Source organism: Chryseobacterium aahli, from assembly GCF_022699665.1.
Lineage (GTDB): Bacteria > Bacteroidota > Bacteroidia > Flavobacteriales > Weeksellaceae > Chryseobacterium > Chryseobacterium aahli.
The window spans coordinates 162,784-183,290 of record NZ_JALDNB010000005.1; the positions used below are offsets into that span (position 1 = coordinate 162,784).

The window sequence follows — 20,507 nt, forward strand, 5'->3', positions numbered from 1 at the left end:
CAGTTTCTTAAGAAAAAGTTTCACAACTTTGTTAACGCAAAATTAATGTATTAATATGAAGAAATTAACATCAGGTGTACTACTTGTAGTACTGTCCTCGTCTTTTGTCGTTGCACAAGCTCAACAAACAAAACCGAGTGATACTTTAAAAACACAAGAAATCGAAGGTGTGGTTGTTACTGCACTTGGTATTAAAAGAGAGAAAAAATCTTTAGGATACTCATCACAAACTCTAGACGCAGAGAAAGTAAATTCTGTACCAACTAACAATTTTATTAATAACTTATCGGGAAAAGTTGCCGGTATGGAAATTAAAAATAATGGAAATTTCGGCGGTTCAAGTAATATAGTTCTGAGGGGTACCAAAAGTATAACGGGTGACAACCAAGCTTTAATCGTTTTAGATGGGGTACCTATTATTAGTGGTAATTTGAATTCTAGCGATGCATCCAGAGGTAGAGATGGTTTCGACTTTGGTAATGCCACAGCCGATATTGACCCAAATAACATAGAGTCTATAAATGTTCTTAAAGGAGCTGCTGCAACTGCATTGTATGGTAGTATGGCATCTAATGGTGCTGTCATAATCACTACAAAAAAAGGAAAAAAAGGAAAGTCTTTAGGTCTTACATTGAATTCTACCGTTTCAGTAGGAGAAATTGACAGATCTACTTTTCCTAAATATCAAAAACTATATGGTGCAGGATATTCAGGGGCAGATAGTTTTTTTAATGAGGATGTAAATGGTGATGGTATTGTTGATATTTTGGCTCCCACAGGTGATGATGCTTCATATGGAGCCGCATTTAATCCAAATCTAATGGTTTATCAATGGAATTCTTTTGTTCCCGGAAACCCAAATTTCGGAAAAGCTACACCTTGGACTGCTGCTAAGAATGATCCGAGTAAATTCTTTGATAAATCATTATCATTTGTAAATAGTTTCAATTTGAATGGGGGTGATGAGTCTAATACATATAACTTAACTTTTACAAACAACTACGAAACAGGGATTTTACCGAATAGTAGATTGAATAAAAATATGTTGAGTGGTAATTATACTAGAAAATTTAATGATAAGTTTAGCGCACGTACCTTTTTGACATTCAATGATCAAACAACTATAGGTCGAAATTCTGTAGGATACGGTGATAACATCATGACTGGTTTTAGACAGTGGTGGCCAATAAATGTGGATGTCCTGGAACTGAGAGACGAGTTTTTCAGAACCAATCAAAATTATACATGGAATATGAACGCTCCCCTGGATGGAGATCTTTCTGCTGCATTTTGGAATAACCCTTATTGGGATAGATACAAAAATTATTCTTCTGATGATAAAACAAGATTAATTGCAGGTGCTGAATTATCTTATGATATTACAGATAAATTTAATATTTTAGGGAGAGCTACTATAGATTATACTAATAGTAAACAAGAAATTAGAAAGGCAATTGGCAGCCATGCAGAAGAATTCGGGTTGGCACAAGCTGATGAAACTTCAGGATATTGGGTTTTTGATGATAATGTAATGAGACAGACTTATGATGTGATTGGTAGGTATAATTTGAATATTTCAGATAAATTCAATGCTTTATTTGTAGGAGGAGCACAATTTTTAGATCAACGTCAAAGAAGTATGGAAAATTCGACTACAGGCGGGCTAATTATTCCTGATCTTTATACTATTGGTAACTCAAGAGCATATTTTCCACCTATAGAAAGTAATATCAGAGGACAAAAAGCAGGAGTCTATGCACAGGCATCTTTTGATTTTGACCGATTTTTATTTTTAGAGGGTACTATTCGTAACGATACGTCTAGCGCACTTCCAAAAGCAAACAACAACTACACTTATTATTCTTTGGGTTCAAGTTTTGTTTTCTCAGAATTGTTTAAAAGCAGTTGGTTGAATTTTGGAAAAGTAAGATTGAGTTATGCAGAAGTAGGTAATGATATGGCATTCGGAAGACCTGGCTTCTTCTCAAACAGAGGTACAGTAAGCGGAACTCCTATGGCTGACATTAGTACTACTTATGTAGACTATAATAGTTTAAAACCTGAAAGACAAAAAAGCTGGGAGGTAGGTCTAGAAACATCTATGTTTAAAAGAAGAGTAACTTTAGATTTATCACTTTATAAAACAAATACATCCGACTTACTGTTTAGTGTACCTCAATCGCCGTCAACTGCATACGGTTTTTCTTTAATTAATGCAGGTGAAACAGAAAATAAGGGTATTGAAGTATCATTAGGACTAGTGCCATTAAAAAGCACAGATTTTCAATGGGATATTAATCTTAACTGGGCAAGAAACAGAAACGTCGTAAAATCTTTAAACCAGGGAAGGGAAAATTTACAGCTTGCAAGTTTCCAAGAAACCACTTTAAATGCCACAATTGGCCAACCTTACGGTACATTTAGAGGAACAGGTTTTGTCTATGATTCAAACGGTAATAAGGTAGTTGATGATAATGGTTTTTATTTGGTAGCATCAGACAAGGTTTTAGGAAATATACAACCAGATTGGATTGGTGGGGTGTACAATACATTTAGATATAAAAATATCTCACTAGGTTTCCTAATTGATGTTAGACAAGGAGGAAGTGTATATTCTCTTGATCAATCTTACGGAGGCCTTACAGGAATTTATGAATACAGTGCTGGGTTAAATGATTTAGGAAATCCAATCAGAAATACGCTTGCTGATGGTGGTGGAGTTATTTTAAACGGAGTAAAGCAAGATGGAACTCCTAATGATATTAGAATAGACGCATCTTTTGCTGGTGGTGCTTTCGGAACTGATGCTGGTGTACCACAAGAAGCATTCGTTTATGATGCTTCGTACGTAAAGCTACGAGAAGCTAAACTTTCTTATAGTCTACCTGCTGATTTATTGCGAAATACATTTATTAAAGGAATGACTTTAAGTTTGCTAGGTCAGAATTTGTGGATTATTCATAAAAATCTGCCAGATGCAGATCCTGAAGCAGGAACTTCTTCCGGGAATATTCAAGGATTTCAATCTGGGGTAATGCCTACAACTCGTATCTATTCATTCAATGTTAAATTAGACTTCTAAATCAAATTAAAATGAAAAAAATATTTTCAATACTAACTATAGGTTCTCTGGCTGTTCTCACAGGATGCGTCAATGGAGATGAAGAATTCAACAATAATCAAAGCCAGCCCTATGAGGTGCCATCTGAACTATTATTTACAAATGCTCAAAAAGAGCTTATGGATCAGATGGAAACACCAAGTGTCAATCTAAATGTTTTTAGGTTTTTCCAACATTATTTAGCAACAACGATATATAGAAATGATGCGCGATTCAATTTTACAGGGACAAGAAAGGTTCCTGATAATATGTGGTTAGCACTCTATACAGATGTATTAGGTAACCTTAATGAATCTAAAAAAGTAATTACTAAAGAGATTAAGCCTGCAAATGTATCGCAGATTGCATGGGATAAGCAACAAGCAAATAAGTTAGCGATTGTTAATTTATTAGAAATTTACACTTATCAGGTTTTAGTTGATAGTTTTGGGAATGTTCCATATACGGAAGCTGCAAAACCAGAATCGATTGTACTACCAAAATATGATGATGCTAAAACAATTTATGAAAATCTGATTGCTAGATTAAATACTATTACCTCTACATTAGATTCTGGCTATCCAAGTTTTGAAACCGGAGATAACATTTATAATGGAGACGTAAACGATTGGATTATTTTTGCAAATAGCTTAAAACTTAAAGTTGGAATCAATCTTGCCGATGTTAATCCAACTCTTGCAAAACAGACCGTAGAATCTGCTTATACAGGTGGTGTTATGCTTGTAAATGCGGAAAATTCAATGTTTAAATATGATGTTACATCGCCGAACTTTAACCGTTTGTATGCAGAGGTTATTGCAAGTAACAGAAATGATTTTGTAGCTGAGCAAGGCATTGTAGATGTTATGAATGGCTTAAATGATCCTAGAAGACCATCTTATTTCACTGAAGTTTCTGGAGGAGGATATGTTGGTGGAACTGTAGGACAGACAAATACTTATAGTGCCAATTCACACATCGGAGATGCTTTGCTGCCCGCAAATAAATCAGGATTATTGTTTGATGCAGCTGAGGTTAATTTCTATTTGGCAGAAGCTGCCGCAAGAGGTTACACCGTAGGTGCAACTGCACAACAATATTATCAAAACGCTATTGAAAGATCTATGCAGCAATGGGGTGTTTCAGCATCTGCTATTGCGAGCTATTTAGCAAACCCAGCTGTAGCATATTCCAATGCCAATTGGAAACAAAAAATTGGTCAACAAGCATGGATTGCTATGTACAACAGAGGTTTCGAATCTTGGAATTTTTATAGAAGATTAGATTATCCTGTTTTAACTGCACCAGATGCAATTCCTGCCGCTGACGGGAAAGTTCCTACCAGATTAACATATCCAATCAATGAGCAAACAGTTAATGGTGCTAATTGGTCGGTTGCTTCTTCTGCAATAGGTGGGGATAAATTGACAACCAAACTTTTTTGGGACATCAATTAATACTTAATCACGTTTAACATTCATATCAAAACCGCCTTAGTGCGGTTTTTTTATTTCCGTATATTTGTACTTCAAATTAGAATAATGAATATTAAAGATATCATAGAACAGAAACTGGCAGAGGTTATCCTTAATGTCTATCAGTTGAAAGATATAAAACTGGAGATTCAGGAGAATAAAACTGAGTTTGAAGGCGATTTTACTATTGTTACTTTTCCATTGGTGAAGCAGTTGAAGAAAAACCCTGAAAGCATTGGGGTAGAATTGGGTCAGGCTTTGACCGAACAGACTGAGTTGCTTGAAAGTTTCAAAGTAATTAAAGGATTTTTAAATGTAAAAGTTAAAAATCAGTTTTTTGTAGATCAGTTTAAAACAGTTGCTGACCAATTTTCAAATATTGAAAAGAAAAATGAAACCGTAATGGTGGAATATTCTTCACCAAATACCAATAAACCACTTCACTTAGGACATGTAAGAAACAACTTATTAGGTTTTTCTGTTGCTCAGATTTTAAAGGAAGCTGGTTATGATGTGATCAAAAGTCAGATTATCAACGACAGAGGAATTCATATTTGCAAATCCATGTTGGCTTGGGAGAAATTTGGGAAAGGAGAAACTCCGGAAACTGATCATGTGAAAGGTGATAAGTTTGTAGGAAACTATTATGTCAAATTTGATCAGGAATACAAAAAAGAAATCACTGAATTAGTTGAAAAAGGAGTTTCCGAAGATCAGGCAAAAAAAGATGCACCTTTGATGAAAGAAGCTCAGCAAATGCTTCTCGATTGGGAAAATGGAGACGAAAGAGTACGAAATCTTTGGAACGAAATGAACTCATGGGTTTATAAAGGTTTCGGTGAAACTTACAAGAGACTTGGAGTAAATTTCGATCAGGTTCAGTACGAAAGCAATACCTATATTTTAGGAAAAGATCTTATTCAGGAAGGTTTAGATAAAGGTGTTCTGTATCAGAAAGAAGATGGTTCGGTATGGTGTGACTTGACGGATGAAGGTTTAGATCAGAAATTGTTGCTTCGTTCAGACGGAACTTCGGTGTACATGACGCAGGATTTGGGAACGGCTGTACAGCGTTTTAAAGAAAATAATCTTCAGAAATTAATCTATACAGTAGGAAACGAACAGGATTATCATTTCCAGGTTTTATTTAAAGTCTTAAAGAAACTTGGTTACGAATGGGCAGATCAGTTATTCCATTTATCTTATGGAATGGTTGAACTTCCGAACGGTAAAATGAAATCCCGTGAAGGAACTGTAGTTGATGCCGATGAATTGATGCAGGATATGTTTGATATTGCTAAATCTAAATCTGAAGAGCTGGGAAAACTGGAAAACTTTACAGAAGAAGAAAAGAATATCAATTACGAAAGCATCGGGATTGGAGCTTTAAAATATTTTATGCTGAAAGTTGATCCTAAGAAAAAAATGCTCTTTAATCCGGAAGAAAGTATTGATTTTAATGGAAATACAGGACCATTCATTCAATATACATTCGCCCGTATTCAATCTTTGTTGAAGAAGGCGAATTTTGCTGTGAAGGAAACAGAAGCTATAGAATTAAGCCAATCTGAAAAGGAATTAATCATGCAGCTTTCCAATTATAAAGCAGTTGTAGCTAGAGCGGCAGAAAGTTTAAGTCCGGCATTGGTTGCTAATTACCTATATGATTTGGTTAAATCATATAATTCGTTTTATCAGAATAATCCGATCTTGATTCAAGAGGATGAAAATATTAAACAGTATCGCTTAAATCTGTCTGATTTAACCGGAAAAACAATACAAAAATCATTACAATTACTCGGAATACAAACGGTAAACAGAATGTAAAACAAAAGCCTCTCAGAATTTCTAAGAGGCTTTTTTTATGTTTAAACTTGAGGCTTTTCGGTTTTAATCTGACTTTCCCTGTATAATTTTGCACTGCTCCATTTGGCATGTTTTGAAGGAACAATTCTGTAACCTTTTCTTAAGGTATATACTTTTGTAAATTCGGCTCCAAAGAATACCAGCATGCAGGAATAATTAATCCACATCATAATCAAAATCACTGTTCCGGCGGTTCCGAATGCTGAGGTTGGTTTAAATTGTCCAAAGTAAAGACTTAATAAAAATTTACCTAAAGTAAATAGCCCTGCCGTCAGTAATGCGCCTTTCCAAACCGATTTCCAGCTAATTTCAACATCCGGAAGTACTTTAAACATCAACGCAAAAAGTACAACCACAATCCCGAAACCGATGGTGAAATTGATGAGCTCTACAATGATATATGTTTCCAAACCAAAATATCTGGTGATCAAATCATTAAATAACCCAATTAATGAAGATAAAACCATTGTAATCATTAATAAAAATCCTAAAATCAGAATCATTCCCAATGAATTGGCTCGGTCTAAAAGAAATTTAACCAAAGCTTTTTTAGGCGCAGCTTCTACATCCCAAAGGTTGTTCAAAGACTTCTGTAACTGAAAAAATAGGGTAGTAGAACCATACACCAAAGATCCGATTCCTACGACTTTCATAAAAATATTTTCTTTATCGATTAAAGCTCCGGCAATCATATCCTGAATACTTTTGGCAACATCCTGTCCCATCAATCCGCTGATCTGTGAACTGATTTGTCCTCGAATAGCCTCTTCACCGAACACATTTCCGGCTATCCAAATGATGATAATCAGCAAACCCGGAATCGAAAAAATGGCATAATACGCCAAACTCGCAGAATCATTGGATGCGGAAGAATTGTTCCATTCCGTAAATGTTTCTTTGACAGTTTCCCAGAAAAATTTTAGTTCCTTTAGCATAATTCAATATTAATAAATGTGATTTGGTCGTTGATATTTATCCTTAAAAGAATACAAGATAATTTCTTGTATTAACGCAAAGACTATTCCTTTAAATAAGTTTTTACGATTTTTTTAAAAGAACTTCCGCATATAAATTTTGGCTAAAGCCTCATGAATTGTATTAAATTAAAAACGGGCTAAAGCCCGTTCCTATTGATATTTTATTGTATTATTTTATACATGCTTGCATAAGCCAAAAGCTATTCGCTAGTTTCCATCCGCCTTTTAGAATGGATAACCAATTGCAATATTCAAAATTAGATTATCTCTTCTCCAGCTTGAATCTCCAAAGTTGATTCTGTGAAAAGCCCATCTTTCACCCTTTTCATAGTAAGGTACTCGCAAAGGCATTGCCAAATCAAGTCTTAGTACAAGAATAGAAAAATCAAGTCTTAAACCGACACCAGCACCTACTGCAATCTCGCTCAAGAATTCTTTAGAAAATTTTCCCCCAGGTCTAGTATTAATACCATTTTTATCGATCTCATCATTAATTAACCATATATTTCCGGCATCAACAAATGCGGCAACATTTAAGAACTTATAAAGATTTGCTCTGTATTCTGCATTCAGTTCTAATTTTACATCACCTGCCTGATCAAAAGCAAAACCACCATTTTGTTGCTGGGTTCTTGGATCAAAACTTCCTGGTCCTAATGTCCTAGCGCGAAAAGCTCTGATACTGTTGCTTCCACCCACAAAAAACTGTCTGGAAAAAGGTATATGCTCCGAATTTCCATAAGGAACGGCGACTCCGGCAATAAATCTTGATGCAAAAGATGTTTTCTCTGTAAATTTGTGATAGAATCTTACATCATTTTCAATTTTTGCATATTGGCTAAAAGGAACTCCGAAAATTGTTTTTTCTTTTCCTTCTTTCGCATTAGCTCCGGTAACAAGCCCTGTAATATTTCCTGCTAAATCAAGCATTCCTTTATAATAGAATGTATTTTTTCGAGGAAGCATCGTTGTCGAGTAAGTGTAAGAATAAGTTGGTCCGAAAATAAGTTGTTGTTGAGTAATTCTTTGCTGATAAGGATTATTTCGTGAAATTGAATCAAACTTTGCAGTCACATCAGCGGGACGAATCAAAGAAACATCAATGATATTGAGCTCATGTTCCTTCCTTACATTTTCTTTCCATTGGTAGCCAAATGAAGCATTAAAAGTATTTAAAGAATATAATGTGGTTCTGTTTTGAAATTCATAACCCAATTTAATATTGGTTCTCGGTACAAATGCACTCGAAGAATTAAAACGGAACGGCGCCACAATTCTCGGAATGGATAGCTGTGCATTTGCTCCTGCTCTGAAAATGTTTTCGGCATCTGCAGGACCACCAATCTGAACATCAAAAGCTCCATAAACAGATGCTTTAAACTGCTCTGCGCCACGGAAAAAGTTTCTCTGTGTCCAGTTTAAATTCAGTTCACTTCCTGCGTAATTGGCAGAATTGGTTCTACCTAAAGCTTCCAGACGTAGTGACTGTAGTTCTCTCGGAGTTAAAACGTAATATGTATCAAACTTATGATTTAAAGAATCTGATACTACAAATTCATTTTTCACGAATTTAAAAACACCCAAACTGATCAATCGGTTCAGTGATAAATTGTGATCTTTTCTATTGTAAATGTCTCCTTTGTCAAAATATAATGCACGGTCGAACATTCTTGGTTTAAATTTCTTTTTAGGATCAACTACATAAATATCATTGTACTCATAACCTTTCAATGAATCAGGATTCATTGGAATATTATACAATCCTTTTTTTGCATCACGAAGATTGTAATTAGGGAAAACCACCACTTTATCAATTGTAAATTGTTCCTTAGCCAATTTTGGAGTATTGTCTTTTAACTTGACAATCATCTCTACTTTGTGGTTCTTAGTGACTGTGCTGTCGGCCTGAACGATAATATTATCAGGATTGAAATAATAAAAACCTTTATCTTTCAAACCGTCATCAATTCTCTGTCTTTCAGCTTTAATGACATCTAAATCAAACGGATTTCCCGGTTTTAATAAAGTTTTGTCTTTGAAACTTTGAATTTCACGATTAATTAAAGTAGAATCTTCTACAAAATTGACATTGCTGATCAAATACTGAGCTCCCGGATTTAAAGTATAAATTACCTGCGCTTTTTTATTTTTTGAAACCGTATCGTATTTTGCTTTTGCATTGAAGTAGCCTTTGTTTTCAGAATAATTGACGATGATATCTTTGTTAAACTCTCTGTCAACATCTCCCAACAAAACTGGTTCTTCACCAAATTTATATTTTAGCCAGTATCTTAAACCTTTTTCTTTCTTCGGTTCTTTTGTAGCGTTGTAAGCATACAGTTTTGGTCTTAATCCAAGAAAAGATGAATTAGGTTTTGGTGTTAAATTTTCTTCAAGAGCAGCTTTCAGTTCGTTCTTTTTCTTTTTTGGAAGGGTGTCATTTTCAATCTTCACTTCGGCTCCGGTATAGAGCATTTGTCCATCTTTCAGAAACTTGGTATTGCTGCAGGAAACCACAGCCGCCGTCATTCCCGATGCCAAAAAATATTTACAATATGCATTTAAATTGATCTTCATTACTTAAATTCTACGACTTGGTTATCTTGTTTTTTCTTGTTCTCTCTGTTTTCCTTGTTTCGATTATTTCTCGATTTTCGGAAAATATCTCTGAATTGATTGTAATCTAACGTGATGATAAATCCGACCCCGGTTTCTACAATTTGACCTTGCAACGCAACTTGGTAATCATTTTTACGGTAAGCACGAAGCATATATCTTCCGTCTCGTGAAAGGCTGTAATCTACCGTTACATCACCTGCAATATTGGTCGTGTTTTCGTTTTGTCTGGCTTCACCTTCCAGTCCGAAATTACTTCCTACAGAAACTTTTAACCTATCATTCAGTAATTTTTTGCTTAAACCGATATTAAGATCTGTTCTCGTGTTTTGCGTGCCAGTAGAGTAGTCTTCCGTAGATTCCAAATCAAAATTTAAATCTACTCCTTTGATTAAATCTGATGCTAAATTATTCAGCTGTTGAGAAAGAATTTTACTCACACTCTGTCTTGCCATCGTCTCCGCTGAAACGCCCGAATTACTTTGGAAAGGATTTTCCCCAATGAAACGGTTTAATAGAAGCAATGCAAAAACCTGCTTGTTCATCTCATTCGGATCTTGTCTTAGCTGAGCCAATTTTCCATCGATGGTTTCTGTAACAGCAGAAGAAACAGCATTATTTTTCTCGTCTGTTGTAATATCAAACGAAATTTCAGGCTTCAGCAATTCACCTTTCAGAATCAATAAAGTATTGAAAGGAATTCTCTGTTTATATTGATTCAAATCTGCATCGCCAACTTGCTGTTCGACAAGGTCAATTGGTGCAGTTTCGGTTTTGTAAATTGCCGTAATATCAAGATTGGCAGTTGTCGGTTCGCCTGTCCAGGTAATTGTACTTCCTTTTTGAATGTCGAATTTTCTTTTCAGAACACTTACCGACATTTCGTAGCTTCCTTTTTCAACCTGGTAAACACCTACCAAAGTGGTTTTCCCTGATGGATCAATTCCTCCTGTCAGATCAGCTTCACCCTGAAGTTTTACAAAATCTCCGGCAGCTTTATCAATGACGATAGACATTTTTGCTTCTTTATCAACCTCAATATTTACATTGACATCTAATCCTTTTATCGGACTTTGACTGTCAATAGAATCTGCTTTAATTGTTTTATTTAAAGCTACCTGATCCTGATCTATAAATTCTACAATTCCATCTCTTTCTTGTAATGATGGGCTAGATTGCGGAAGTACAAATGTGAAATCTGTCGTTTTTGAAACGGCTAATCTTCCGTCAACCTTTGGTAAATCTAAATTTCCTCTTACTTTTAAAGCTGCATCAATCGCCAAGATTCCGTACATCATCGCATCGTTTGATTTTTCCGAATTCACGACTTTAAAGTCTTTAGCATCCAGATCAAGATTGAAAGCAAAATCTCTGTACGTCTGCGTAAGAACCTGTCCGTCGATGTTTAAAGAATTTCCGTCTTTGTCTTTGATTTTAAAGTCGTCAAACTCAATGCCTCGGTTGGTAAATCCTATTTTATCGTTTATTCCTCTAAAATCACTTCCTGTCTGAGCAATCATCAATCCGACATTATTCATTTTAATATCTCCAAGAATCTTCGGAGCAGTCGTTGTTCCGGTAATTTTTAAGTCTCCGGAAAGATAACCTTCAGTATTTGTAATCGCATTCATCGAGAAGCCTTGGAGCGTCTTCATCTGAAGCTGATTCATATTTAAATCTAAATCGAATGTACTCGAAGACGTATTGTAATTTCCTAAGATCTTCACATCATTGCTGTTCCCCGAAAGCGCAATATCAGCATTCAGAAGATTCGCAGACTGGTTATTGACTTTAATGGCTAAATTTCCAACCGGACTTCCATAAACAATCAAATCAGAAACATTGATGTTTGACGTAAAGGTCATATTTTTGGTTAAATCTCTCAGCTGAGCGGTTCCGTTAATTGTACCTTTCGCTAAAAGAGAATCCTTTTTGATAATTTCTGTGATCGTCTCGATTTTAAAATCCTTCAATGAAACATTCAGCGGACTGCTTGGAGAATTGCTTTCAGACTGCAATGAAATTTCCGCTCCAGAATTCGAAAGGGTAAAATTATCTGCCACAATTCCCTGACTGAAAATGGAAATTTTGTTGTTTTCAGCAACCGTCCAATCCATATAATTCAGTTTTAAACCATTTGGATTTAAAGAAATTTCTGTAATGTCATTCATCGACTTGGCATTTCCGGCAATCAGGAACTGCGTTTCGTCTTTATCATCTTTCGTTGTGATGTTGTAATTGATGATATTTTGAGCAACATCACCATTGATATTCACCTTTTTCAGGGCAAAACTTTCACTTGCTAATGATGCAACACTCAAATCATATTGTAATGCCTGATTTTCATTGGTAATTTTTAAACTTGTATTTTCCAGCGTATTGGTTCCATACAGAACCTGCGGAATCTGTGCATCCAAAAGGATTTGCTGAGAATCTGCATTGTAATTTCCGTTAATATTGATAGTTTCAAAACTTTTCAGTTCGGGAACAAATTTTCTGATGAGATCATCATTTTTAATTTTTGCATTGAAAGTAAAAAACTGTCCGGCATCAATTTTCTGAGCAGTACCAAGCTTTTGAAACTGATAATATTGATTGACAGTTTGCATTAAAGCTCCGAAAATCTGTGTCAGTTTGTATTTTCCGTTCAGCTCGACGTCGGCAATTTGAGAATTGAATTTGATCTGTGTGGAATCTGCTGTCGAAATCGCCAATAAGTTTACTTCCTGAATTGGATAAACTTCTTTCGTATCTGAAATTGCAAAGTCTTTTAAATTCAAATATCCGTTCAGATTATCGGGATCTAAAGTTTTAAAATCGCCATCAATCGCTCCGGCGATAATCATTGGTGAACTGTAGAATCCTAGTTTATTTAAATCTAATTTGTTAATATTTCCATTCACTTTCACCGACGGATTGTTGTTGAAAACTCCTGATGCCGCAAGATGTAAATTGGCATTCGGATCTTTTGAATTAAGGTCGATATCGTAAGCACCACGGTTGATTTTCCCTTTCAGATTCATATTCTGATAAGTGTAGCCGTTGTAAGTCGCCGACCTTACGTCGCCTGAAAGAATCGCAGACATTGTTTTCGGATCGAAGCCTTGTCCTTTTGCATTAATCTGCGCAGTGATGCTCCCCAAATCTTTATTCTGAATCAGTTTTCCGATTTGCAGGCCCTGAAGATTGGCTTTTACATCGAAAGTTTCTCTGTTTTTTCTACGTAAATCAGCTTTTGCGATAATCGCCGCATTTCCTAAAGTGGAAGTCAGGCGTAAATTGGTGTCAATTAATTGCGTTGTCCCTTTTGCCGTTCCACGAATCGTGAAGAAAGAAGGCAGGGTTATGTTTTTCGGAATCGTATTTTTGGGGACTAAATTGTAAATCGTTTTTGATGAAGAAGAAAGTTCAGCAACATTCAGATCATAATACAATTGATCTGGATTCATCGCATTCTTAATTTTTCCAGAAGCCAAAACCTTCAACTGATCTAAGCCGGAAACTTTCAGATTCTGAATCGCCAGATCATTTACTGTTCCTCTTATGAAAGCATTAACACTTAAAGTCGCATTCGGATATTTGTTGAAAGGTGCTGTGTTTCTTAAAGTCGGAACTAAATTTAAAATATCAGAAAACCCGATTTTAGAATCTCTAATGTCAGCTGAAATTTTCACCGCTCCCAAATTGGAAGATAATTGCTCAATGGAATTGTAATTTAAAACAACTTCATCACGTAAAATCGTTTTCGGAGTCTGCAGATAAAGATTTTTTAAATACGCTTCTTTTTCAACGTAAACAAAATCGGTATTAAATTTTTGAACATTCAAGCCTCTCGCTTCCTGAATTTCCGCTGATTTTACGGATCCTGCAAAACCATTATTTTCCATTTTAAAATTTCGGACGTCTAGATTTAATTTAGCAAAATTGAGATGGTTAAAATCCATTCCTGAGCGGGTAGGAGCAACAGCCGTGTTGTTGTACGCAACTTTTACGTCATCCAAAAATAATTTACCTAAAATCACTTTCATCGCTTTTTCTTTCGCAGAAACCGTAGAAACTTCAGGCTTTTCATCCTTTTTCTGACTGGAATTTTCGGTCGGAAGAAATAAATTAGCGTTGATATCAGCTCCTCTCAAATAAACATTTCCAACATTGTAGTCATTGTTTTCAAGGTCGATGCTGTTGACTTTTGTGCTTAATTCTTTAAACAATACTTTTGCGAAAGTCTTGGAATTGTCATCACCGTAATCGATATTGAAATTAGTTAGCTTGATTCCGTTTAAGCCTAATTTCATAGGCTTTTTCTGGTTGAGAGAATCTACTTTTTCTTCAACGTTTTTAGAAACCTCTTCTACAAAATCCTGTTTCAGTTTTAATTTCAATCCGTCCAAATTAATGTCATTGACTGCGTAGTTGTTATTTTGAAGATCAAAAGTTTTTACCCTTGTATCAAATGAATTAAAATAAACTTTAATATCGTTTCTGGATTGCTGATCATTGAAAGTTAGCCCGATATCCTTTAATTTAATTTTATCTAAAGAAATAATGAAAGGTTTAGAAGTACTTTCTTCCTTTTCAGAAGTTGCAAAGGCGTCAATAATATAGTCGAAATTGAATTTTCCTTTTGGATCTCTAACCACATTCGCACGCACTCCTTCCAAATCTATCGAGGTGATATCGGCTTTTGAATTGATCAATTGCCACATATCTAGACCAACATCGAATTTTCTTACGGCTAAAAGAGTGTCGATATTCTGACCTTTCAGATACAGATTTTCCATCACCAGACTGTTGGGGAAACCGATATAAACTTTGTCGAGACTTACTTTAGTCTTAATTTTTTTCTCTAAATAAACAATAAGTTTATCTTTTACGTAATTCTGAACCGCTGGAAGTCTTAAACTTAAAATGAGCAGGATAATTAAAACGACAATAGAGATGATTGTAATAACAATACCTCTTAGAATTTTTCTTTTATTGAATTTCAGTTTCAAAATTTTCGTGATTTAGACCAATATAAAATATTTAATGATGGCAAAATTGTAGTTTTTACCGCTGTTTAATATGTTTTACATCGTCTTATATCTTGAAAACCTGAAGCTTAATGAGTGTTACCATGGTGAATTCGTTTGTGATGGCTTATTAACAATAGCTTTGTTTGATTTTCATGAGCAATATGTTTGCCAACCGTTCCTTTTCGTGTGAATTTATAGTAAATGTGGTATGTTTAACTAAACAGATAGCACCCTGAAAGAATGTTGGTGGAATAAATTTAGCAATGAGTGAAGAAAGTTTTACCAATTATGATCAGACACGGTAAAGATATTGGGTTATTTTTTAATTATGGACATAAAAAAACCATCCTTAGAAAAGGATGGTTTGTAGACCCACAGGGATTCGAACCCCAACTGATGGTACCAAAAACCAGAGTGCTACCGTTACACCATGGGTCTCTTTATTTTAGTGGTGCAAATGTATCTATTTTTTTCTTTACCGACAAAAAAATATTGAAGAAATTTTAAAATTTTCTTATTTCCATAAAAAAACAAAAACCATCCTTAGAAAAGGATGGTTTGTAGACCCACAGGGATTCGAACCCCAACTGATGGTACCAAAAACCAGAGTGCTACCGTTACACCATGGGTCTGTTTTATTTTAGTGATGCAAATTTAAAGCTTTTTTCTTTATTCGCAAATCATTTTTTAATTTTTCTTTAAATTTACACAACATTTAAACAGTCGGAAATATGCTGCTCAACTTCAATAATCTCGAAATTAATAATTTACAACCTCAAACAGATTTTGAAAAAAAAGTGTTTTTTTTTCTGAAAGAGTGGCATTCGGATTCCGAAATGGTAAAAGTACAGACTTCAGGTTCTACAGGAACTCCGAAAATATTTGAAATCGAGAAAAAGAAGATGTTGAATTCAGCGAAAATGACTTGTGATTTTTTAGGATTAAAAGAAAATGACACCGCCTTAGTCTGTCTTCCCGTAGAATATATTTCAGGAAAAATGATGGTGGTGCGGGCTTTTGAAAGAAAATTAAATCTTATCATTGCCGAACCGTCACTAAAACCTTTGGAAAATTTAGATATTGAAATTGATTTTTGTGCAATGACTCCTTTGCAGGTTGAAAATTCTTTGGATAGAATTCATCTCATTAAAAATCTAATCATTGGTGGAGCAGCTGTTTCGGAATCTTTAAAAGCGAAAATCACACAAATACTTCAACACTCTAATACCTCAACGAAAGTTTACGAGACCTACGGAATGTCTGAAACGCTTTCTCATATTGCGTTGAAAGAGATTTATCCCAATCAGGATGATTATTTTACCGTTTTTGAGGGTGTTTCTATTTCTTTGGACGAAAAAGGTTGTCTGAAAATTTTTGCACCTAATTTGAATAATGAAAAATTACTGACTAATGATTTAGTTGAAATATTTAAAGAAAATCAATTCAGGTTTTTAGGAAGAGCAGATAATGTGATCAATTCTGGTGGAGCAAAAATATTTCCTGAAGAATTGGAAGCTTTAGTAAAAAGAGAAATTGAAAATGAAGTTGTTTTTTTAGGGTTGATGGACGAAAGTCTCGGACAAAAATTAATTGCCGTAATTGAAGGTGAAGAATCTGAATTTGTTAACGAAAAACTATCATCCATCAGTTATCAACAAAAATTTCATAAACCGAAGGAAATTATCTTTGTTGAGGAAATCCCGAGAACGTCCAACGGAAAAGTGAATAGAACTGAGCTTAGAAAAAAATTGCATGAAAAATAAATTTAAAATCCCAATCATGTTAATTCTTTTTGTTTTAATGGTTTATCAGATGCAAAAATGGGGAACACAAGAATATAAAAAAGACTCTTTGGAATTGAAAAATAATTTTATATTAAAAGGTATTGTTGACTCTTTTCAAATTTCCAACAATCATTGTTTTGCCGTAATTTATCTTAGCCATTTTGAGTCGAATTTTAATTATTTTAATCCAAAAAAAAATAAAAAGTATTTTCCTTACGCCATAAATGGTAAAAGTGCTGAAGTCTACACTGGAGTATGTTCAAGACAAATCGATTCTGGTGATTCCATAATTATTGATTCAAATAAAAGAACTGTATTTTTTAGAACAAAAATATTAGGAAATCATGAAGGGGACATTAATTTTGTACAAGGAGATATTGGATACATCAAACAGAAGTCAAAATTGTTTCCACAAAACTTTAAAAAAAATGAAAGATTTTAGCAAAGAACTGAATTTTAAAACTTCCCGAAGCAGTGGGGCAGGAGGGCAAAACGTGAATAAAGTGGAAACCGCTGTTACAGTTACTTGGAAAGTTTCAGAGTCTGAATTTTTTAATGAGAGGCAGAAAGATCTGATTTTAGAAAAACTGAAAAATAGAATTAATCTGGATGGATTTTTATTTCTGAGTGTTTCCGAAAGCCGAACGCAGCTTCAAAACAAAAAAATTGCGATAGATAAAATTATGGAGTTGGTAAATAAGGCTTTAATTATTCCAAAATTTAGGGCAAAAACAAAACCGACGAGATCTTCGGTGGAGAAAAGGATTGAGCAGAAAAAACAGCATTCCAGTAAAAAAGAAAACAGACGTTTTAAATTTTAATTCTCTGCATTTAGAAAAAATAGTATTTTTGCGGAAAATTGATGAACATGTTTAAAAAACTTTTAATGTCGGGAGCATTCACGATCCCGTTGTTATTTTCAGCACAAGAAGAGACTCCAAAATCAGAACCCAAAATTTCGATAATTCCCTCTGTTGGTTATGCGTGGCGATTGGCAAAAATGCCTTCAGGAATTCCTAAAGAAACAAAAGATTATATCAAAGGCCTGAAAACTGGTTTAAATGTGGATGTTTCTGCATATTATCATTTAAAAGGAAATGGTGCTATCGGTATAAAGTACTCAAATTATATGGCATCCAGCGATGGAAGACTGACTGTGCAAGATATTAACGGAGGTACTGTTTCCGGATTTGTAAGCACTAAAGATAACATCAGTTTTGTTGGTCCGGCTTTTATGTTTTCGAACTTTAAAGAGGATACAAAACACAAATTGTATTACGATATCGCGCTGGGTGTGATTACTTACACCACCAAAACAGGTTCTGTAAAAGTAACAGGTTCTAATCTAGGTTTGGAGGCGAATTTTGCTTATCAATATGCGATTACCAATCAAATTTTTATTGGTCCAAAATTGGGATTAACAGGTGGAACGCTTAGCAAGATGAAATACAATGGTACGACGGTGAATTTCGGTGAAGACGAAAGAGAAGGTTTAAGCAGACTTTCTTTAAGTGCAGCTGCGACTTTCCGTTTTTAAATTTTATCTTTGTAAAAAAATAAAATAATGAGCAAACCGATTACTGAGTTCATAGAAAAATATTACCTGCACTTCAACGCAGCGGCTTTGGTAGACGCGTCAAAAGGATACGTTGCCCACCTCAAAGAAGGCGGAAAAATGATGATCACTTTGGCTGGAGCAATGTCTACCGCTGAATTAGGAAAGATTTTGGCTGAAATGATCCGTCAGGATAAAGTAGATTTTATCTCTTGTACAGGAGCAAACCTTGAAGAAGATTTGATGAATTTGGTGGCGCATTCTCACTACGAAAGAGTTCCTCATTACAGAGATTTGACCGCTCAGGACGAGTGGGATTTGCTGGAAAGAGGCTTAAACAGAGTGACAGATACTTGTATTCCTGAAGAAGAAGCTTTCAGAAGATTGCAAAAGCACATCGTGGAAATCTGGAAAGATGCTGAGGCTAAAGGTGAAAGATATTTCCCGCACGAATTCATGTACAAAATGATTCTTTCTGGAGTGTTGGAGCAGTATTACGAAATTCCGAGAGAAAATTCTTGGATGATTGCTGCGGCTGAGAAAAACTTGCCAATTGTTGTGCCAGGATGGGAAGATTCTACCATGGGTAATATTTTTGCTTCTTACTGTATTAAAGGTGAATTGACGGCTACAACCATGAAATCGGGTATCGAATACATGACGTATTTGGCAGATTGGTACACGAAAAACTCAGCAGGAAAAGGAGTTGGTTTCTTCCAGATTGGTGGAGGTATTGCAGGAGATTTCCCGATCTGTGTAGTTCCGATGTTGTATCAGGATATGGAAATGCATGATATTCCGTTCTGGTCATATTTCTGTCAGATTTCAGATTCAACGACTTCTTACGGTTCTTATTCAGGAGCAGTTCCGAACGAGAAAATTACTTGGGGTAAATTAGATATCACAACACCGAAATTTATCGTTGAAAGTGATGCGACGATTTGTGCTCCATTGATGTTCTCTTACATCTTAGAAAATTAATAAAGCGGGAAGACGGAAGTCTGAAGCTTGAAGTTATATAAAACGTTCCAAATTTTTGGGACGTTTTTTTTGCCAGAATGCACGAGAATGTTTTGATATATTTTTGTCTATCAATGAAAAATTCTGTCTGATAATCGTGTTTGAATAATGGCGTGCCCCTTTCCAAAGCAAACCCAAAGCTCGGGTCGGGCTTCTACAGGCTCCACTTCGTTTCGGTGCTTTGCACCACTCGCTTCGCTCGCGCCCTCCATATCCCTCACGCAAAGCTTGTCAATCCAAAGAGTTAGTCAACACAAAATAACGGTACGCAAGAATTCCTTTCTGCACTTTGGTCAGTTTTGTAGGGTCTTTATCACTCAATTTCGGTAAGACAGCTTTATTGATTTTATTCAGAATTCTAAAAATGGACTTTTTCATAGCTTTTAGATTTAGATAGAAGGTTATTCAAAAATTATGCAACAGTTGTATTAGATGCTAGAAATTAGATTTTAGAAGTTAGTTTAGTCAAGCTTACTAGAGTTGTTTTTTACAACAATCTTTTAAGTATTAAACTAACTATTTTTTTATTTATAAACTTTGTCAAGGTTTTCTATACAAGACTGTATATAGAGTAAGATGATTTATTTCTTACATTTGAATATCCATTTAAATCAGAAAATGAACGAAATCTTCAAACAACAAGTCTGGGAAATTACCAAATTAGTTCCTAAAGGAAGAGTAACAAGTTACGGAGCAATTGCCAAAGCAGTTGGTTTCCCAAATCATTCTCGTCACGTGGGAAAAGCGATGGGCGGTTGTCCGAAAGATGTTCCTGCACACCGTGTGATTTCAAGCTCAGGAACTTTGTCGGTTCAGGAATTTCAGGAAAGACTAGAAGCGGAAGGAATTGAAGTGGAAAATTTCAGAATAAAAAATTTCAAAAAACTATTTTGGAATCCATTGGAAGAGTTGTAATTTCATTTAGAATATATTCTTATGGTTCAGGATAAAAAAATAACAATTCATAACAGAAAAAACTGGCTGACTTTGTGAAGCGGTTGAAAGTTTCATTGAGTAAATTTTTTCTAAAGATAAGATAGTATCGGGGGGCCCACAAGGGGACCGGAGAAATAGTGTTTAATATTTTAATTTAAACTAG

The 20,507-nt window shown here is 35.0% G+C and carries 13 protein-coding genes and 2 tRNA genes; 9 read left to right on the forward strand and 6 right to left on the reverse strand.

Annotated elements, in window-relative coordinates; translation table 11 throughout:
- Nucleotides 1–55: 55 nt before the first annotated feature.
- The 3 genes from MQX03_RS11010 (at nt 56) to argS (ending at nt 6,402) form a co-directional block, all read left to right on the forward strand.
- Complete coding sequence (locus MQX03_RS11010) at nt 56–3,082, forward strand: SusC/RagA family TonB-linked outer membrane protein (RefSeq protein WP_242803187.1); 3,027 nt, start codon at nt 56–58, stop codon at nt 3,080–3,082.
- Nucleotides 3,083–3,093: 11 nt separating this feature from the next.
- Entirely contained in the window at nt 3,094–4,557 is a 1,464-nt protein-coding gene (locus MQX03_RS11015; RefSeq protein ID WP_242803189.1) for a SusD/RagB family nutrient-binding outer membrane lipoprotein, read from the forward strand.
- 84 nt (nt 4,558–4,641) lie between these two features.
- Nucleotides 4,642–6,402 (forward strand): arginine--tRNA ligase, encoded by a 1,761-nt coding sequence (gene argS / locus MQX03_RS11020; protein WP_242803191.1) that lies wholly within the window; start codon nt 4,642–4,644, stop codon nt 6,400–6,402.
- A 41-nt stretch (nt 6,403–6,443) separates the two neighbouring features.
- Here argS and MQX03_RS11025 read toward each other — a convergent pair whose 3' ends face one another.
- The 5 genes from MQX03_RS11025 to MQX03_RS11045 all read right to left on the reverse strand — a co-directional run bounded on the left by MQX03_RS11025 (nt 6,444) and on the right by MQX03_RS11045 (nt 15,681).
- The gene (locus tag MQX03_RS11025) at nt 6,444–7,376 is read right to left on the reverse strand and encodes a YihY/virulence factor BrkB family protein (RefSeq protein ID WP_242803193.1); all 933 of its coding nucleotides are present in this window, start codon (nt 7,374–7,376) and stop codon (nt 6,444–6,446) included.
- Nucleotides 7,377–7,643: 267 nt separating this feature from the next.
- On the reverse strand, nt 7,644–9,995 hold the full coding sequence (tamL, locus tag MQX03_RS11030; RefSeq protein WP_242803195.1) for a translocation and assembly module lipoprotein TamL: 2,352 nt from the start codon (nt 9,993–9,995) through the stop codon (nt 7,644–7,646).
- Nucleotides 9,995–15,028: a translocation/assembly module TamB domain-containing protein gene (locus tag MQX03_RS11035; protein WP_242803197.1), complete on the reverse strand. Its 5,034-nt coding sequence runs from the start codon at nt 15,026–15,028 to the stop codon at nt 9,995–9,997. Before MQX03_RS11035 ends, tamL begins: the two co-directional genes overlap by 1 nt.
- Nucleotides 15,029–15,416: 388 nt before the next feature.
- Nucleotides 15,417–15,487 (reverse strand) — tRNA-Gln (locus tag MQX03_RS11040).
- Nucleotides 15,488–15,610: 123 nt separating this feature from the next.
- Nucleotides 15,611–15,681: transfer RNA gene (locus MQX03_RS11045), tRNA-Gln, on the reverse strand.
- 99 nt (nt 15,682–15,780) lie between these two features.
- Between MQX03_RS11045 and MQX03_RS11050 the strand changes: the two genes are divergently transcribed.
- Genes MQX03_RS11050 through MQX03_RS11070 form a run of 5 tightly spaced genes read left to right on the forward strand, consistent with a single transcriptional unit; the run spans nt 15,781 to nt 19,369 of the window.
- Entirely contained in the window at nt 15,781–16,812 is a 1,032-nt protein-coding gene (locus MQX03_RS11050) for an AMP-binding protein (RefSeq protein WP_242803199.1), read from the forward strand.
- Entirely contained in the window at nt 16,802–17,275 is a 474-nt protein-coding gene (locus tag MQX03_RS11055) for a hypothetical protein (RefSeq protein WP_242803201.1), read from the forward strand. Before MQX03_RS11050 ends, MQX03_RS11055 begins: the two co-directional genes overlap by 11 nt.
- Entirely contained in the window at nt 17,262–17,654 is a 393-nt protein-coding gene (gene arfB / locus MQX03_RS11060) for an alternative ribosome rescue aminoacyl-tRNA hydrolase ArfB (RefSeq protein WP_242803203.1), read from the forward strand. Before MQX03_RS11055 ends, arfB begins: the two co-directional genes overlap by 14 nt.
- A 47-nt stretch (nt 17,655–17,701) precedes the next feature.
- Entirely contained in the window at nt 17,702–18,370 is a 669-nt protein-coding gene (locus tag MQX03_RS11065) for a hypothetical protein (RefSeq protein ID WP_242803205.1), read from the forward strand.
- 27 nt (nt 18,371–18,397) lie between these two features.
- Nucleotides 18,398–19,369: a deoxyhypusine synthase family protein gene (locus MQX03_RS11070; protein WP_047444737.1), complete on the forward strand. Its 972-nt coding sequence runs from the start codon at nt 18,398–18,400 to the stop codon at nt 19,367–19,369.
- A gap of 270 nt (nt 19,370–19,639) precedes the next feature.
- Here the strand turns inward: MQX03_RS11070 and MQX03_RS11075 are convergent, their stop codons facing one another.
- On the reverse strand, nt 19,640–19,786 hold the full coding sequence (locus MQX03_RS11075; RefSeq protein ID WP_164998542.1) for a hypothetical protein: 147 nt from the start codon (nt 19,784–19,786) through the stop codon (nt 19,640–19,642).
- 240 nt (nt 19,787–20,026) lie between these two features.
- Here MQX03_RS11075 and MQX03_RS11080 point away from each other — a divergent pair, with 240 nt between their 5' ends.
- Nucleotides 20,027–20,323, forward strand: coding sequence for an MGMT family protein (locus MQX03_RS11080; protein ID WP_242803206.1), 297 nt, complete (start codon nt 20,027–20,029; stop codon nt 20,321–20,323).
- The last annotated feature ends 184 nt before the right edge of the window (nt 20,324–20,507 follow it).

Bases quoted from the DNA above. Each gene is read 5' to 3' on its own strand.
- MQX03_RS11050 (WP_242803199.1), top strand. From the start codon at position 15,781: ATGCTGCTCAACTTCAATAATCTCGAAATTAATAATTTACAACCTCAA.
- MQX03_RS11010 (WP_242803187.1), top strand. From the start codon at position 56: ATGAAGAAATTAACATCAGGTGTACTACTTGTAGTACTGTCCTCGTCT.
- MQX03_RS11065 (WP_242803205.1), top strand. From the start codon at position 17,702: ATGTTTAAAAAACTTTTAATGTCGGGAGCATTCACGATCCCGTTGTTA.
- MQX03_RS11025 (WP_242803193.1), bottom strand. From the start codon at position 7,376: ATGCTAAAGGAACTAAAATTTTTCTGGGAAACTGTCAAAGAAACATTT.
- tamL (WP_242803195.1), bottom strand. From the start codon at position 9,995: ATGAAGATCAATTTAAATGCATATTGTAAATATTTTTTGGCATCGGGA.
- MQX03_RS11070 (WP_047444737.1), top strand. From the start codon at position 18,398: ATGAGCAAACCGATTACTGAGTTCATAGAAAAATATTACCTGCACTTC.
- MQX03_RS11075 (WP_164998542.1), bottom strand. From the start codon at position 19,786: ATGAAAAAGTCCATTTTTAGAATTCTGAATAAAATCAATAAAGCTGTC.
- arfB (WP_242803203.1), top strand. From the start codon at position 17,262: ATGAAAGATTTTAGCAAAGAACTGAATTTTAAAACTTCCCGAAGCAGT.
- MQX03_RS11080 (WP_242803206.1), top strand. From the start codon at position 20,027: ATGAACGAAATCTTCAAACAACAAGTCTGGGAAATTACCAAATTAGTT.
- MQX03_RS11015 (WP_242803189.1), top strand. From the start codon at position 3,094: ATGAAAAAAATATTTTCAATACTAACTATAGGTTCTCTGGCTGTTCTC.
- argS (WP_242803191.1), top strand. From the start codon at position 4,642: ATGAATATTAAAGATATCATAGAACAGAAACTGGCAGAGGTTATCCTT.
- MQX03_RS11055 (WP_242803201.1), top strand. From the start codon at position 16,802: ATGAAAAATAAATTTAAAATCCCAATCATGTTAATTCTTTTTGTTTTA.